Source organism: Micromonospora sp. L31 (genome assembly GCF_052068075.1).
GTDB lineage: Bacteria > Actinomycetota > Actinomycetes > Mycobacteriales > Micromonosporaceae > Micromonospora > Micromonospora purpureochromogenes.
On sequence record NZ_JBQHDC010000003.1, the window covers coordinates 505,454 to 521,216 of the forward strand.

A 15,763-nucleotide genomic window follows, 5' to 3' on the forward strand; every position below is an offset into this window, starting at 1 on the left:
AATGGGTTCCGCAGAGGTATCACCGCAGATGGCCTTCGCACGCTTCGTGCGACGTGCCATCGACGACGCCCGCGACGAGCGGGGTTGGACGGTGAGCGACCTGGCGGCGCACACCGGGGTCGGCCGCTCCACCGTCTTCCGCTGGCTCGCCGGCGACTGGCAGGACTATCCCGAGCTGGCCAAGGTGCGCGGGTTCTGCGCCGCCCTCGACCTGCCCGTCGCGGCGGCGTTCCGGGCGCTCGGGCTGCCCGACGCCGGTCCCGCGCCGCGCCGCCGGGTCGACGACTCCCCCGTCGAGGCGGACGTGCGAGTCATCCTGGAGCGGCTGGCCAACCCGACCGTGCCGGCCGAGGAGAAGCACCACATCCGCGACCTGCTCCGCTACCTGGCCCGCCGCCCGGTCCGCCGAGCCGGCTGAGCGACCGGCCACCCGGCCGCCGTCGTCGTCAGGGCACGGTGACGGTGAACTCGGCGGTGCGCACCACGCCGGCCACCTGGAAGTCCAGGTACATCCGGTAGCGGCCCGGCCCGGGGGCGGTCACCCAGAAGGTGACCGGGTCGCCCGCGGGCGTCGCCACCGGGTGCACGTGCAGGTAACCCAGGTCCCCCTCGCGGAGGGCGACCAGGTGGCCGTACGCGCCGAGGTAGCGTTCCAGCGCGGCGGGGGCGCCACCGGCGCTGACGGTGAAGCGCAGCGGGAGGGCCTTGCCGACCTCCGGGGTGCCCTCGTACCCGACGGTGAAGCCGTCGACGGTCGTGGTGGTGGCCGGGGCGGGCAGCGGCCGAGGGACGTAACCGCCGGGCGCGACCAGGTCCACCCCGAGGGTCGCCGCCGTCTGCCGGCCGTCGTCGGCGACCGCGGTGAAGTCGGCGTACGCCCGCCAGACGCCCGGCTGCCCGAGGGTCAGCGGTACGGACCAGGTGCCGTCGGGCGCCATCGTCGGGTGCAGGTGCTGGTAGCCGCTGAGGTCCCGGCGCACCACGACCAGGTGCATCGGCTTGTCGTGCACGACGGCGAACCGGGTGACCGGCCGGCGCCGCTCGTCGCGTACCTGGAAGCGGAACTCGCCGGACCGGCCGACGCCGAACTCCACGGCCGACGGGGTGAGCGTGTAGCCGCCGGAGCTGACCGAGAGACCGCCCGCGCCGCTGTCGGCGGCCTGGTCGGTGCCGGCGCCGTGGTCGTGCGCGCCGGTGCCGGGGGCGTGGGGGTGGTCGGCGGTGGTCGCGGCGGCGCTGGTCGCCGAGGGCGTGCCCGGGCCGGGGTTGGCCCGGCCGAGGCCGAAGCCGAGCAGCACCGCGAGCACCAGCCCGCCGACGGTCAGCGCCAGCCGCAGGGTGCTCCGGTCCGCCCCCACCGGCGGCCCGCCGACCGCACCGGTCGGGAGTGCGTCGATCAGCTCACCCCGCTCGTCGTCGGCCGGACGCACCCCGAACACCGGCGGACCCGCGTCGCCCACCGGGTGCGCGTCGGCCGGGCCGGACCGCCCGCCCTCGACCGGGTGCCGGTCGCGCACCGGCGGACGCGCGTCGGCCGCCGGCTGGGCGTCGGTCACCCCGGAGCGCTCGCCGCCGGCGGACTCGGGCGGGACCGGCGGGGTGGGCGGGTGCTCAGGCACCGCCGACGGCCAGTTCGTACCCCGCCTCGTCCACGGCGGCCCGGACCGACGCCTCGGACAGCGGCGCGGTGCTGGTCACCGTCGCGGTACCGGCCGCCAGGTCGACCCGCACCTCGTCGACGCCGGGCAGCGCGGACAGCTCCTCGGTGACCGCGCGCACGCAGTGCTCGCAGGTCATCCCGGTGACGGCATAGGTGTGCGTGACGTTTCCCTCGGCCATGCGCCCACGGTACCGCCGACCCGGCTGCCGTCCGCCGTCCGGACGCCCAGCGTGGCGACGGTCGCAATCCACCCGCGCCGGGAACTTTCCGCCCGCACCCGCCGACGACCAGCGGGAACCGCGGCGACTGCGGGGAGCCGCGTCGACCGCGGGGGTCCTCAGCCGGCGACGGCGAGGGCGAGGGGGAGCACGCCCGGGGCACCGGCCCGGCGCAGCAGCCCGGCCACCATGGTCAGCGTCCAGCCGGAGTCGACCAGGTCGTCCACCAGCAGCACCGGCCCGTCCAGTCCGCCCAGCGCGTCGGCCAGCTCGTCCGGCACGGCGAACGCCCCGTGCAGCGCGCGTACCCGCTGGGCGCTGTTGCCGCGCGGCCCGCCGGCCCCGGCGGTGCCGGTCGGGACCACCTGGCCGAGCAGCGGCAGCCGGCCCACCGCGGCGATCCGCTCGGCCAGCGAGCCGACCAGCGCGGGGTGCGTGCGGGACCCGACGGCGACCACGGCGGCCGGGCGGCGCGGCCACGGGTCGTCACCGTGCGCCCACGCCTTGAGCACCTCCACCACCGCCGCCGCCACGTCGTCGGGGACCGGGCCGTCCGCCGCCTCCGGGCCGACCAGGCCGCGCAGCCGCCCACCCCAACCCAGGTCCGACAGGCGTCCCACGGCCCGCCCGGGCAGCGCCTGCTCGCCGGGGGGAATCCGCCCCTTGAGGGGTACGCCGACCGCGTCCAACCCGGTCGGCCAGAGCTTCTTCGGCGGGATCTCCACGCCGGGGCGGCCGAGGAAGGTCTGCGCGGCGGTCAACGCGGCGTCGGAGACCTCCGGCGTGAACAGGGGCGCGGCGCAGCGGTCACACCGCCCGCAGTCGCCCGCGCCGGCGTCGTCCAGGCACTCCCGCAGGTAGCGCATCCGGCAGCCGGAGGTGGTCACGTACTCCCGCATGGCCTGCTGCTCGGCGGTGCGCGCCTGGGCGACGCGGCGCAACCGGGCCTCGTCGTAGACCCAGGGCTCGCCGGTGGCCAGCCAGCCGCCGCGGACCCGGCGGACCGCGCCGTCCACGTCGAGCACCTTGAGCATCAGCTCCAGCCGGGCCCGGCGCAGGTCGACCATCGGTTCGAGGGCCTGGGTGGAGAGCGGCCGGTCGGTGTGCAGCGCGCCGAGCACCGCCCGGACCTGCTCCTCGGGCGGGAAGGCGAGCGAGGCGAAGTAGCGCCAGATGGCCGCGTCCTCGACACCCGGCAGCAGCAGCACCTCGGCGTGCTCCACGGCCCGGCCGGCCCGGCCGACCTGCTGGTAGTAGGCGATCGGCGAGGGCGGCGCGCCGAGGTGCACCACGAACCCGAGGTCCGGCTTGTCGAAGCCCATGCCCAGCGCGGAGGTGGCGACCAGCGCCTTGATCTTGTTGTCCAGCAGATCCTGCTCGGCGGCCCGCCGGTCGGCGTCGTCGGCCTGCCCGGTGTAGGAGGCCACCGACCAGCCGCGGGAGCGGAGGAACTCGGCCGTCTCCCCCGCCGCCGCCACGGTCAGGGTGTAGATGATCCCGGAGCCGGGGAGCCGGTCCAGGTGGTCGGCGAGCCAGGCCAGCCGGTGCGCCGGGCTGGGCAGGTCCAGGACGCCCAGCCGCAGCGACTCGCGGTCGAGGGTGCCGCGCAGCACCAGGGCGTCGCCCAGTTGCTCGGCGACGTCGGCGGTGACCCGCTCGTTGGCCGTGGCGGTGGTGGCGAGGACCGGGGTGCGCTCCGGCAGATTGCCGAGGAAGGTACGCAGCCGGCGGTAGTCGGGCCGGAAGTCGTGCCCCCAGTCGGAGACGCAGTGCGCCTCGTCCACCACCAGCAGCCCGGTGGTGGCGGCCAGCTTCGGCAGCACGGTGTCCCGGAAGTCCGGGTTGTTGAGCCGTTCCGGGCTGATCAGCAGCACGTCCACCGCGCCGGCGTGGATCTCGGCGGTGATCTCGTCCCACTCGTCCAGGTTGGCGGAGTTGATGGTGCGGGCCCGGATGCCCGCCCGGGCCGCCGACTCCACCTGGTTGCGCATCAGCGCCAGCAGCGGCGAGACGATCACGGTCGGCCCGTGCTCGCCGTGCTCCCGCAGCAGGGCGGTGGCCACGAAGTAGACCGCCGACTTGCCCCAGCCGGTGCGCTGGACGCACAGCACCCGGCGCCGGTCCACCACCAGCGCCTCGATCGCCCGCCACTGGTCCTCGCGGAGCCGGGCGTGCTCGCCGGCCAGCCGGCGCAGCACCGCCTCGGCCCGCTCCCGTACCGCCGCCCGATCCTGGCTCATCCGGCATTTCTACCAGGTGCCCGACCCACCCTCACTGGTCAGCGCTGCTGGGCGGCGGCCCGTCTGGCGGCAGGGAACCCCGTTGATCATGAAGTTATCGCCACCGCGCCCGGCGCGTCGCGGCAATAACTTCATGATCAACGGGGTCGAGACGGGGTCGAGACGGGGTGGGGTTAGTGGGGGCGGCGGGGGGTTAGGGCGGTGCGGAGGGGGGTTAGGCGGGAGGTGAGGCTGGCCAGGCCGCCGGGGAAGAAGTAGACGGCCAGGATGAAGACGGTGCCGAGGACGAACAGCGGCTGGCTCAGCGGGCGGCTGAGGACGGCCGGGAGGCTCTCCACGGCGTCGCTGGTGCCGAAGGCGGTGAGGCGGTGGTCCAGGTACATGTAGAGGATGCCGCCGAGCACCGGGCCCCAGCGGGTGCCGGGGCCGCCGAGCACCACCATCACCAGCAGCGACAGGGTCAGCTCCGACGAGGTGATGTGCGGCGAGGCGCCGCCGACGATCAGGCAGTAGACCACCCCGCCGCTCGCGGCGAGGCCGCCGGCCAGGGTGAACGCCACCAGCTTGAACCGGTACGGGTCGAGCCCGAGCACCCCGATCCGCCGCTCGTCGTCGCGCAGCCCGGCCAGCACCCGCCCGGTGGGCGAGCCGGAGACCCGGTGCACCACCAGGACCACCACCGCCAGGTACGCCAGCGCCAGCCAGTACAGGTTGACCGTGTTGGTCACCCCGACCAGGGCCGGCGGCAGCCCGGACACGTCCAGCGGCAGCCCCTCCTCACCACCGGTCCACCCGCCGAAGTCCCGGGCCACCAGGATCGCGCCGACCTGGGCGAAGGCGAGCGTCACCATGGCGAAGGCGATTCCGACGGTGCGCAGCGCGACCGCGCCGAGCAGCGCGGCCAGGGTCGTCGCCCCGGTGACGGCGAGCAGCGCCGCCTGCCACAGCGGCAGGCCGGCCCGGGTGACGAGGATGTCCGTGCCGTACACGCCGGCGGCGAAGTAGAGCGCGTGCCCGAACGAGAGCATCCCGGTACGGCCGAACAGCAGGTCGTAGCCGGCCGCCAGCCCGCCGAAGACCAGGCAGACGGCGAGCAGTTGCAGGGTGCCCGGCGAGTTCAGCGGCCCCTCGAAGATCCCCGGCAGGCTGACCGTCGAGTACGGCAGGATCGCCGCCACCGCCAGCGCCGCCAGCGGCAGCCACGGCCGTACGCCGTGCCAGCGGCGGCGTCCCGGAGTCAGCTCGTCGGGCACCGCCGCGGGCGGAGCCGGGACCTCGGGACTCTTGACCTCGGTCATGCCGTTGCCACCTTTCCGGCGAAGCCCTGCGGACGCAGCAGCAGCACCACGGCGAGCAGCCCGACCACGCAGATGTCGCCCAGTCCGGACTCGCCGTAGTAGTTGACGAACTGTTGCAGCAGCCCCACCGCGACCGCGGCGTACGCGGACCCGACCACCGAGCCCATCCCGCCGATCACCACCACGATGAACGCAAAGATCAGCAGCGAGCCGCCCTGACCGGGCGAGACGGTGCCGAAGTAGACGCTGCCGAGCGCGCCGGCCAGCGCGGCGGCGGCCCCGCCGATCGCGAAGACCAGGGTGAACGCCTTGCGGACGTCGATGCCGAGCGCGGTCACCATCTCCCGGTTCTCCACCCCGGCCCGGATCACCAGGCCGTAGCGGGTCCAGCGGAGGAAGGCGAGCAGCGCGCCGAGCACCAGCACCGCGGCGACGATCAGCAGCAGCCCGCCGTTGGGCACGTTCGCGCCGAAGATCGAGGTCACCTGACGGGTCCACTCAGGGCGCGGGAACGGGCGCGCGTCGGCGCCCCAGGTCGCCTGGAGCAGCGCCACCCCGGCCAGCGACAGGCCGACGGTGACCAGCACCTGCTCGATGGTCCGCGAGTAGAGCGGCCGGATCAGCACCAGTTCCACCAGCACCGCGACGAGGGCACCGGCGAGCACCCCGAAGACGACGGCCACCACGAAGCCGAACCCGTCGGAGCCGGCGCCGGGCAGGTTGCCCGCGGCCCACCAGGTCGCGTACGCGCCGACGCCGAGGAAGAGCCCGTGCGCGAAGTTGAGCACGTCGGCCAGGCCGAAGACCAGGGAGAGTCCGGAGGCCACCAGGAAGTAGAGCGCCGCCAGGCCGAGCCCGGTCAGCGCCAGCAGGATCACCGTGGTCACGAGTGCACCTCCGCCGAGCCGACCCCGAGCAGCGACTTGGTCAGTCCGGTCTCCAGCAGCAGTTCCTGGGCGTTGCCGGCCCAGGCCACCTTGCCGGCGGCGAGCACCACCGCGTCGCGGGCGAGCCGCCGGACCACGGCCAGGTTCTGCTCGACCAGCAGCACCGGCACGGACTCGGCCACCCGTTCCAGCACCTCGGCCACCTCGGTCACCACCTTCGGCGCCAACCCCTTGGTCGGCTCGTCGACCAGCAGCAGCCGGTTGTCGTTGAGCAGCACCCGGCCGATGGCGAGCATCTGCTGCTGCCCGCCGGAGAGCGAGCCGGCCCGTTGCCGTCCGCGCCGGTCCAGCTCCGGGAAGAGCGCGAAGACCTTGTCGTACGCGGGGGTGGTGCCCCGCCGCTCGGCCAGCCGCAGGTTCTCTGCGACGGTGAGGCCGGCGAAGACGCAGCGGTCCTCCGGCACGTAGCCGAGACCACCGCGGACCAGCCGGTGGGTGGGGCGGGCGAGCAGACTCTGCGCGCCCATCCGGATGGCGCCCCGGACCTCGCCGCCCGGCGGCGTCAGGCCGACGATCGCGCGCAGCGTGGTGGTCTTGCCGACGCCGTTGCGCCCGAGCAGCACGGTGACGCCGGTCGGCGCGACCGTGAACGACACGCCCTGGAGGATGTGCAGCCCGGCGATCCGCACGGACAGGTCCTCCACACTGAGAACCGGTTCGCTCATAGCGACTCCCCCAGGTACGCCTCCTGGACGGTGGCGTTGGCCATCACCGTGTCCGGGGTGTCGCAGGCCAGCAGCGCGCCGTGGTGCATCACGGCGATCCGGTCGGCGAGTTCCAGGATCACGTCCATGTGGTGTTCGACCATCAGCACCGCCCGGCCGCTGTCGCCGGTCAGCGACTTGATCACCGCGACCAGCTCGGGCACGTCCTCGGCGCTGACGCCGGCCATCGGCTCGTCCAGCAGCATCACCCGGGGCTCCCCGGCGAGCAGCAGGGCGATCTCCAGCTTGCGCTTCTCGCCGTGGGCGAGGGTGCCGGCGAGCGCCGTACCCCGGTGGTGCAGGCCGACGCGGTCGAGCGCCGCGTCGGCGGCGGCGGCCACCTCCCGGTCGGCCGCCGCCCGCCGCCACAGCTTCATCGAGCCCCCGCGGTACGCCTGCACCGCGAGCCGGACGTTCTCCCGGACGGTGAGCGAGCCGAAGACCGAGGACGCCTGAAAGGTGCGTCCCAGCCCGAGGCGGGCCCGCCGGTGCGGGGGGAGGGCGGTGACGTCCTCCCCGTCCAGCAGGATCCGACCCTCGGTGGGCCGGCGCAGGCCGGTGATCAGGTTGAACAGGGAGGTCTTGCCGGCGCCGTTCGGCCCGATCACGCCCAGGAACTCCCCGGGCGCCAGGTCGAGGTAGACGCTGTCGACGATGGCGACCTCTCCGATCCGCCAGGTCAGACCGCGGGTGGCGAGCACGGTTCAGCCCTTCATCTGGGTGACCGGCGGCGCGGTCTCGTCACCGGTCAGGCTCTTCTGGGCGGCGGCGGTGAACGCGGTGCCGCTGCCGGAGAGCTTGGCCTGGTACATCGGCTGGAGCAGCGCGTGGTCACCGGCGCGGATGGTCATCGACCCCTTCACCCCGTCGAACGTCCAGCCTTCGAGGGCCTTGACCATCTTCTCGACGTCGTCGCCACCCTCCTGCGCGGCGCGGACGACCATCTGCGCGGCGGCGAAGCCGTCCGGGTGGAACAGGTCGATGGTCCCGCCGGGGATCTTCGCCTTGGCGGCCTTCGACGCCTCGGTGTCGCTGGCCCCGTCGAAGTAGTGCGACAGGAAGGAGATCTTGCTGCCGGCGGCGCCGAAGGTCGGCCAGGAGGCGCGGATGTCCAGGCCGGTGACGACCGTGGTCGAGCTCAACACGCCCTGCTGGTCGAGGGTCTGCCACATGGCCGGGGCGGTGGTGCCGGCCCAGGCGACGAAGAGCAGGTCCGGCTTGGCGGCCTTGATCTGGCTGGCGAACGGGGTGAACTCGGTGGCGCTGGCGGGGGCGCGGACGCTGCTGACGCTGGCCCCGGCCCCGCCGATGACGGCCTTCACGGCGGCCTCGTTGGCGTCGCCGAAGGCACCGTCCTGTGCGAAGACGACGACCTTCTTGCCGGCCGGGTCGCCGATGAACGACTTGGCCGTCACCACGTCCTGGTACGACTGCCGGCCGGAGCGGAACGTGTACTTGTTCGCGCCGGTGATCGCGTCGGTGGCGGCCGGGCCGGAGATGAACAGCACCTTGTTCTGGGCGGCGATCGGGGCGACCTGGAGCGCGACGCCGGACGCGGTGGAACCGGCGATGATCTTCGTACCCTTGCCGATCAGGTCCTTGGCGGCGGAGACCGCCTTGGCCGGGTCGCCGGCGTCGTCGACCTCGGTGAGCTCGATCTTGCGGTCACCGACCTTGCCGGTGCCCTTGGTGGCGTAGTCGAGGCCGGCCTTGAACCCCTCGATGTACTGCTTGCCGTAGCTGGCCAGCGCACCCGACTGGGAGTACACCAGGCCGACCTTGACCGGGGCGGCGGAGTCACCGCCACCCGAGGCGGTGTCCTGCGGGCTGCCGCAGGCCGTGGCGGCGAGCGCCGCGGCCATCATCGTGGCGGCGGAGAGGAACGCCCGCCGCGTGTGCCGGACCGTCATCGCGACTCCAGGTGAGGACAGGAAGCATGTTGTCGGCTCACGCTAGAAGTGACGTCACCCACGGGCTATGTGGCCCCGGCACACAAGTGATACGGACGGGGTGGCCGGCCGTAACAATCGCCGGGCGGGTGAAGGTTACATCCCGCTTCGCGGTGGCTTGTACCGCCACCACCCGGCCCGCCCCTGTGTCGCGTCCCGCCATCGCCCCCGGCATCTCCGGCCGTTTCTCAGCCCACCGGTGGAACACCACGGGTGTCACCTCGGTCGTTCGGCACCCATGGTGTTCCACTCGCCAGTTGGCCGGAGTGGCGCGTTGCAGGCGCCGTCGTGGTCGGCCGGGCGCGGGCAGCGTCGGCCGCCGTCGAGCAACCGGTCGCAGAAGACCCAGTGGCGTACGCCCTGCGCGTCCTCGGCCGACACGGTGGTGCCACCGCCGTCCACTTCGGGCAGGAACCCGAGCGCCCGGGTGATCGCACGGGCGAGGCGCAGCCCCGCGGGCAGGTCGGCGGCGACCACCGGCAGGTGCACGACGAACCGCGCCGGACTCACCACCGCGCGCCCGGGGTGAACCGGGACTGCCAGCTCCGCAACGCCCGCTTGATCCGGACGTTCTCCTCCGTGGTCAGCGCCAGGTCGCGCCGAGCGTTGGCCAGCTCAGCGGCGACCCGATGGAGGAACGCGTGCACCTCGACCGGGTCGAGTCCGCGTCGTACCTGATGGAACTGCTGCTCGCGGATCTGTCCCGCGGTCAGCGGCCGGCACGACGCCGAGCGGTACCAGCCGGCGTTCGGCGGACGGTGCGGGTGGCGCCGTGGGGCGCGGCGGAACAGGGAGAGCACGTTGCGCATGAGCCACCTTCCGGTCGTCGCGTCATCGCGTCATCGCGGGTCGTCGCACTGGAGGCGGCCCGGTCCGCCGATAGGGGACGCGGACCGGGCCGCCGGCCCCGCGACCGCAGCCCTCCTCGGCGGTACGACCCCGGAGCCAACCTTGGGTGTCCGCCCCCAGGGTTTGCCGAACCAACCGGAGCCGGACATCCAGCAACCTACTACAGCAGTTACAGCAAGTCGACCCCACACGGTTACGCCAGCTCTACTTATTGCAGTTACTCAAGCAAGTCAGGCATGATCGGACCTGCCGAACCAACCGGAGTCCTCACCATGCCCACTGCACAGCCATCATTCCGGCGCATAGTCGACGAGATCGCCGGCAAGATCAAGAGCGGCGAACTGAAGCCGGGCGACAAGCTCCCGTCTACCAGCGAACTTGCCAAGATCTACGACGTCAGCACCGGCACCGTGTACCGCGCCCTCTCACTGCTGCACGACCGTGAACTGATCATCGGTCAGCCCGGCCGTGGCACTTACGTCGCGGAGCGCCCGGCGCAGTAGGGGTTCTGAGCCTTTCGAGCTGATGTCGTAAACGACTCAGCCGATTGGCAGCCGTGCGCCATCCCGCAAGATCGTGCTCATTCGCCTGGTAGTGGGCCGCTGCGGCCGAGCGACACCTACTTCTGACGTGGAGCGCAATCTCCGCCCGTCGCGGCACCCACCCCGACAGGGCTGATTCGTTTACGTCATCAGCTCTAAAGGGTCGCAATGACACCACCCCACTCCCGGCAGCGGCTGCGGCTCGGCCCAGGTCAACAGGCTCCGCTCGGAGCGCCCGGCCCACTCGGCTGCGTACCGCCGCCGACGAGAAGGGGGTGCCCGGCCGGACCGGACACCCCCTTTCCGCGTACCCGACGGGGAACCTTCGCCACCGCGAGCCGGGCCGGTGGGCGCGGCTCGCGGTGGCGCGGCGGTCGGGGTGGGGCAGCGAGCTGCCGTCAGCGCTCGGCGAGGCCGGCGCGGGCGGCGACCGCGGTGTCGGGCTGGTCGGCGAAGACGCCGTCCAGGCCGAGGCTGTAGAAAAGTTCGTACTCGGCGATGATGTCGCCGCGGGCGTTCGGGTCGGCGCCGATCCGGAAGTCGGCCGGGAGGAACTGGTTCTCGGCGCGGAAGGTCCAGGCGTGCACCACCAGGCGCTCCCGGTGCGCGTCGCGGACGACAGTGGTCGGCGCCCGCAGCTTTCCGGTGGCGTCGCGGGGCACGATCAGGTTCTTGTTCAGGCCGACACCGTCGGCGTAGTCGGCGATCCACGCCAGCCCCGCCGGGGTGGCCAGGTCGGCGTAGGTGCGGGCGTCACCGGCGGCGGTGAAGTCGTACGGGCGACCGGCGGCGTCCAGGAGCTGCACCAGCGGCACGTCGATCATCGCGTCCAGCTTGCGCAGGTTGGCGGTTTCGAAGGACTGGACGAAGACCGGGTCGTGCCGGTGGGTCAGCCGGTTCTTTCGCAGGACCGCGACCAGCGGCTCCTCCAGCGGCAGCCCGATGGCGGCGAAGTAGCTGGGGTGCTTGGTCTCCGGGTAGACGCCGACGGTGCGGCCCCGCTGGCGGCTCTCGGTGCGGGCCAGGTCGATGACCTCCTGGAACGTCGGCACCTCGAACCGGCCGTCGAAGGCGGTGTTCGCCACCCGGACCTGCGGCAGCCGCTCCTTGGCGCGCAGGGTCTTCAGCTCGGCGAGGGTGAAGTCCTCGGTGAACCAGCCGGTGACCGCGACCCCGTCGATGGTCCTGGTGGCCTTGCGTCCGGCGAACTCCGGCCGGGTCGACACGTCGGTCGTACCCGAGATCTCGTTCTCGTGCCGGGCGACCAGCACGCCGTCCTTCGTCGAGACCAGGTCCGGTTCGATGTAGTCGGCGCCCATCCGGATCGCCAGCCGGTAGGCCTCCAGGGTGTGCTCGGGGCGGTAGCCGCTCGCCCCGCGGTGGGCGATCACGATGGGCCGGTGGCTGGCCCGGTCCCGGCCGGCCTGGTCCGCGCGGTCGGCGTCGTCCTCGCGGGCCGACGCCGAGCCGGGGACCGCAACGGCCACCGCGAGCAGGGCGGCGGCCAGGCCGAAGGCGGAAAGGGTACGTCGCAACGCCGTCTCCTGTCGTCGATTGGTCGCCGCCCAGCAGACCGGTCCGGGCTGACCGCCAGTTGGTCGGCGGCTGACCGGCCGGTGAACCCTGCGGGATACGCCATTCACCGACCCGGAGATGCCCGGAACCGGAAGATTGTCTGGTGCGCCGGTTCCTTCGTCACCCCGTCCGGCTGGTGCCGTTCGGCTTCCTGGTGGCGATCGCGATCGGCACCGGCCTGCTGATGCTGCCCTGGGCGACCAGCGAGGAGCGCTACACCCCGCTGGTCACGGCGCTGTTCACCGCGACCTCCGCCGTGTCGGTCACCGGCATGGCCGTCAACGACACCCCGAACTACTGGAACGGGTTCGGGCTGGCGATGATCACCGTGCTCACCCAGATCGGCGGCCTGGGCATCCTCACCGGCGCGGCCCTGGTCAGCCTCGCGGTGTCCCGGCAGCTCGGGCTGCGCAACCGGCTGCTGGTGGCGGCCGAGACGGCCGAGTACGGCGTCGGCGACGTCGGTTGGCTGCTGGCGCGCATCGCCACCACGGTGGTGGTCACCGAGGCGCTGATGACCCTGGTCGTCAGCGGGCGGCTCTGGCTGGCCTACGGCTACCCGCCCGGCCGGGCGCTCTGGTCCGGCACCTTCCATTCGATCCAGGCCTTCAACAACGGCGGGTTCACGCTCTACTCCGACGGCCTGCTCGCCTTCTCCCGGGACCCCTGGGTGGCGCTGCCGCTGGGAATCGGCGCGATCATCGGTGGCCTCGGCTTTCCCGCCCTGTTCGAGGCGGCCCGGCGCTGGCGCCGCCCCGCCCGCTGGTCGGTCGCCACCAAGCTGACCATCTGGGGCAGCGTGGTGCTGGTGGCGGGCGGCTTCCTCGCCCTGCTGCTCGCCGAGTGGGGCAACCCCCGCACCATCGGCACGTACGACGCGCCCGGCAAGGTGCTCGCCGCGTTCACGCAGATCGCCCTCAGCCGCACCGGCGGCTTCGACGTGATCAACATCGAGTGGTTGAGCGAGGAGAGTTATCCCCTGCTCATCGCCCTGATGTTCATCGGCGGTGGCAGCGCCAGCACCGCCGGCGGCATCAAGGTCTCCACGTTCTTCCTGCTCGCCTTCGTGATCTGGGCGGAGTTGCGCGGCGAGCCCGATGTCGTGGTGGGCCGGCGGCGGGTGGTCGGTTCGAGCCAGCGGCAGGCGCTCACCGTGGCGCTGCTCAGCGTGGCGCTGGTGGTCATCGGCACGGTCGGACTGATCCTGATCACCGAAGGGGTCCGGTTCAACGAATCGCTCTTCGAGGTGACCTCGGCCTTCAGCACCACCGGCCTGTCGGTGGGGCTCACCCCGAACCTGCCCGAGCAGGGCCAGTACCTGCTGACCGTCCTGATGTACATCGGCCGGGTCGGGCCACTCACCCTCGGCTCGGCGATCGCGTTGAACACCCGGCGCCGGCTGTACCACTACCCGAAGGAGCAACCCATTGTCGGCTAGAGGAACGAGCGACGGCGCCATCGCCGTGATCGGGCTGGGCCGGTTCGGCTGCCACCTGGCCGGCGCGCTGACCCGGCTGGGCCACGAGGTGCTCGCCGTCGACCGGGACTCGGATCAGGTCCAGCGCTGGGCGCCGTACCTGGAACGGGTGGTGCAGGCGGACGCGACCGAGGAGGACGCGCTGCGCCAGCTGGGCCTGGCCGACTTCCGGCGGGTGGTGGTCGCGATCGGCGTGTCGCTGGAGGCGAGCGTGCTCACCGTCGTGGCGCTGACCGAGATCGGCGTACCGCAGATCTGGGCCCGGGCCACTTCCGACAAGCACGCGAGGATCCTCGCCTCGGTCGGCGCCCACCACGTGATCTTCCCCGAGGCGGAGACCGGAGAACGGGTCGCGCACCTGATCGTCAGCCGGATGCTCGACTTCATCGAGTTCGGCGACGACTTCGCCATCGCCAAGGTGCCGGTGCCGCCGTCCCTGGTCGGCCGGTCGCTGCGCGACCTGGCCCCCGAGCGCTACGGCGTGCTGGTGGTCGGCGCGAAGCTCCCCGAGGAACGCTTCCGGTACGCCACCGCGGACACCGTGCTCAGCAAGGGCACCGTGCTGATCGTCGAAGGGACGATCGCTCAGGTGCAGCAATTCGCCAACCTCGGCTGACCGGTCACTTCCCCTTGCTCTTGCCCCCCTTCGTCGTCGCTACCGGCCGCCTTTTCCCTTGCTGTCACCCGACCCCTTGCCCTTGCCGGAGGTGCCGGACTTCGCCTTCGACGTGCCGGACCCACCGCCGCCCGAGGACTTGACCGTGGTCTTCGCCGGCGGCTTCTTCGTCGCCTTCGGCGGCGGCGCCTTCGGGGTCGGAACGGTGGTCGGCATCGCCCCGGCCACCCCGGAGACCCGGACGCCGCAGGCGTTCTCGCCGAGCTTGAACTCCAGCGGCAGCGGGTTGCCGCCGGCGTACCGGCCGGACAGCGCGATCTTCTCGGAGGCCCCGGGCGCCAACGACTCCCGACCGGCGACCGGGCCCACCCGGACCGTCCGGCCCTCCTGCCGCACCGTCGGGCCGGGCGCGGTGAGCGTCTGCTGGCCGGGGAAGGCGAAGCTCATCGTCCAGTCCCGCAGCTCGCGGGTACCGGTGTTGGTGAGGGTGAGCTGGGCGGCGAAGTCCTTGCCGGAGTCGCTGCGCAGCGCGTACTCGACCTCGCAGGGGCTCGGCTGCTCCAGGCCCATCCGCGCATCGGTGGGCTGGTCGACGCCACCGCTGGCCGGGGTCTTCGAGGTCATCCCCCACATCGCCGCGGTGACCGCGACCAGGCCGGCGGCGGCCACCCCGGCCTCCACCCGACGCCGCCGGGTCGCCGCCCGGCGGCTGCGGGTCCGACCGGAGAAGGGCAGCGCGTCGGTGTCGGCCGACCAGGGCAGGATCGTGGTGCCGGCGCTGGCCAGCAACGCCGGGTCGAGCGTGCCGGGCGCCGGGGAGACCGGCACGGCCGCGATCATCCCGGCCGCCTCGGCCAGGGTACGGGCCAGCTCGGCGGTGGTCGGCCGGTCCTCCGGCCGCTTGGCCAGGCAGCGGTGCGCCAGCTCGGCCACCTCGGTGGGCAGCCCCGGCACCTCCGGCATCGGCTCCGGGTCGTTGTACATGTGCGCCCGCAGCATCTCGGTGGTGGTGCTGGCCTCCCACGGCAGCCGGCCGGTCAGCATCCGGTAGAGCAGCAGCCCGACGGCGTACACGTCCGTGGCCGGGGAGACCTGGCCGTTGTCCAGCCGCTCCGGCGCCAGGTAGGCGGGGGTGCCCAGCAGGGCGCCGTCCGGGCCCTTCTCGCTCTCCCCCACCAGCGCGGAGATGCCGAAGTCGACGACCTTCACCCCGTTCGGGGTCAGCATGACGTTGCCGGGGGTGACGTCCCGGTGGACCACGCCCCGGGCGTGCGCGGTGGCCAGCGCCGAGGTGACCTCGGCGGCGATGGTGACCGCCTCGCGCCAGGCCAACTTCCCGTCCCGGCCGAGCCGCACGGTCAGCGGGGCGCCGTCGACCAGCTCCATCACGACGTACGGCACGGTCAGGCCGACCTGCTCGGACTCGCCGTAGTCGTACACGTTGGTGATGTTGGGGTGGCAGAGCCGCGCGGCGGCCTGGGCCTCGACCCGGATCCGGTGCCGGAAGGCCCTGTCGCTGGCCAGCCGGGAAGCGAGCACCTTCACCGCGACCTGTCGACCCAGCACCTCGTCGTAGCCACGCCACACCACTGACATGCCGCCGGCGCCGAGCTGCTCGATCAACCGGTACCGCTCACCCAGCAGCTGCGCGCCGTTCCGGATTCCACCACCCATGGTCGGACGTGTTG

At 73.0% G+C, this 15,763-nt stretch carries 16 protein-coding genes; 4 read left to right on the forward strand and 12 right to left on the reverse strand.

Annotation, left to right across the window (positions count from 1 at the left end):
* Position 1: 1 nt before the first annotated feature.
* A complete protein-coding gene (locus ACTMS9_RS12040; protein WP_441164918.1) occupies positions 2-418 on the forward strand; it encodes a helix-turn-helix domain-containing protein in 417 nt (138 codons plus the stop codon).
* A gap of 28 nt (positions 419-446) precedes the next feature.
* Here ACTMS9_RS12040 and ACTMS9_RS12045 read toward each other — a convergent pair whose 3' ends face one another.
* From ACTMS9_RS12045 to ACTMS9_RS12090, 10 genes are all read right to left on the reverse strand, one after another.
* Complete coding sequence (locus tag ACTMS9_RS12045; RefSeq protein ID WP_441164919.1) at positions 447-1,619, reverse strand: hypothetical protein; 1,173 nt, start codon at positions 1,617-1,619, stop codon at positions 447-449.
* Positions 1,612-1,839: a heavy-metal-associated domain-containing protein gene (locus ACTMS9_RS12050; protein ID WP_441164920.1), complete on the reverse strand. Its 228-nt coding sequence runs from the start codon at positions 1,837-1,839 to the stop codon at positions 1,612-1,614. Before ACTMS9_RS12050 ends, ACTMS9_RS12045 begins: the two co-directional genes overlap by 8 nt.
* A 158-nt stretch (positions 1,840-1,997) precedes the next feature.
* On the reverse strand, positions 1,998-4,118 hold the full coding sequence (locus tag ACTMS9_RS12055) for a DEAD/DEAH box helicase (RefSeq protein WP_441142274.1): 2,121 nt from the start codon (positions 4,116-4,118) through the stop codon (positions 1,998-2,000).
* 173 nt (positions 4,119-4,291) lie between these two features.
* Complete coding sequence (locus tag ACTMS9_RS12060) at positions 4,292-5,416, reverse strand: branched-chain amino acid ABC transporter permease (RefSeq protein WP_357618148.1); 1,125 nt, start codon at positions 5,414-5,416, stop codon at positions 4,292-4,294.
* Entirely contained in the window at positions 5,413-6,303 is an 891-nt protein-coding gene (locus ACTMS9_RS12065; RefSeq protein ID WP_441142273.1) for a branched-chain amino acid ABC transporter permease, read from the reverse strand. Before ACTMS9_RS12065 ends, ACTMS9_RS12060 begins: the two co-directional genes overlap by 4 nt.
* Entirely contained in the window at positions 6,300-7,028 is a 729-nt protein-coding gene (locus ACTMS9_RS12070; RefSeq protein ID WP_441164921.1) for an ABC transporter ATP-binding protein, read from the reverse strand. Before ACTMS9_RS12070 ends, ACTMS9_RS12065 begins: the two co-directional genes overlap by 4 nt.
* Positions 7,025-7,768 carry an ABC transporter ATP-binding protein gene (locus ACTMS9_RS12075; protein WP_334571236.1) on the reverse strand — a complete coding sequence of 248 codons (744 nt, stop codon included), beginning with the start codon at positions 7,766-7,768 and terminating at the stop codon, positions 7,025-7,027. The genes ACTMS9_RS12070 and ACTMS9_RS12075 overlap by 4 nt, the downstream gene beginning before the upstream one ends.
* Positions 7,769-7,771: 3 nt before the next feature.
* Positions 7,772-8,977, reverse strand: coding sequence for a substrate-binding domain-containing protein (locus tag ACTMS9_RS12080; RefSeq protein ID WP_441142271.1), 1,206 nt, complete (start codon positions 8,975-8,977; stop codon positions 7,772-7,774).
* A 255-nt stretch (positions 8,978-9,232) separates the two neighbouring features.
* Positions 9,233-9,526: a hypothetical protein gene (locus tag ACTMS9_RS12085; protein ID WP_441164922.1), complete on the reverse strand. Its 294-nt coding sequence runs from the start codon at positions 9,524-9,526 to the stop codon at positions 9,233-9,235.
* Positions 9,523-9,825, reverse strand: coding sequence for a DivIVA domain-containing protein (locus tag ACTMS9_RS12090; RefSeq protein WP_441164923.1), 303 nt, complete (start codon positions 9,823-9,825; stop codon positions 9,523-9,525). Before ACTMS9_RS12090 ends, ACTMS9_RS12085 begins: the two co-directional genes overlap by 4 nt.
* Positions 9,826-10,101: 276 nt before the next feature.
* Here ACTMS9_RS12090 and ACTMS9_RS12095 point away from each other — a divergent pair, with 276 nt between their 5' ends.
* A complete protein-coding gene (locus tag ACTMS9_RS12095) occupies positions 10,102-10,368 on the forward strand; it encodes a GntR family transcriptional regulator (RefSeq protein ID WP_231925276.1) in 267 nt (88 codons plus the stop codon).
* Positions 10,369-10,805: 437 nt separating this feature from the next.
* Here the strand turns inward: ACTMS9_RS12095 and ACTMS9_RS12100 are convergent, their stop codons facing one another.
* Positions 10,806-11,942, reverse strand: coding sequence for a glycerophosphodiester phosphodiesterase (locus tag ACTMS9_RS12100; protein WP_441164924.1), 1,137 nt, complete (start codon positions 11,940-11,942; stop codon positions 10,806-10,808).
* A 143-nt stretch (positions 11,943-12,085) separates the two neighbouring features.
* Here ACTMS9_RS12100 and ACTMS9_RS12105 point away from each other — a divergent pair, with 143 nt between their 5' ends.
* On the forward strand, positions 12,086-13,420 hold the full coding sequence (locus ACTMS9_RS12105) for a TrkH family potassium uptake protein (protein ID WP_441142268.1): 1,335 nt from the start codon (positions 12,086-12,088) through the stop codon (positions 13,418-13,420).
* Complete coding sequence (locus ACTMS9_RS12110) at positions 13,410-14,075, forward strand: potassium channel family protein (RefSeq protein ID WP_441164925.1); 666 nt, start codon at positions 13,410-13,412, stop codon at positions 14,073-14,075. Before ACTMS9_RS12105 ends, ACTMS9_RS12110 begins: the two co-directional genes overlap by 11 nt.
* Positions 14,076-14,114: 39 nt before the next feature.
* On the opposite strand, the gene ACTMS9_RS12115 is transcribed toward ACTMS9_RS12110, so the two are convergent.
* Positions 14,115-15,749, reverse strand: a complete 1,635-nt coding sequence (locus ACTMS9_RS12115) for a serine/threonine-protein kinase (protein WP_441164926.1) — start codon at positions 15,747-15,749, stop codon at positions 14,115-14,117.
* Positions 15,750-15,763 lie beyond the last annotated feature (14 nt).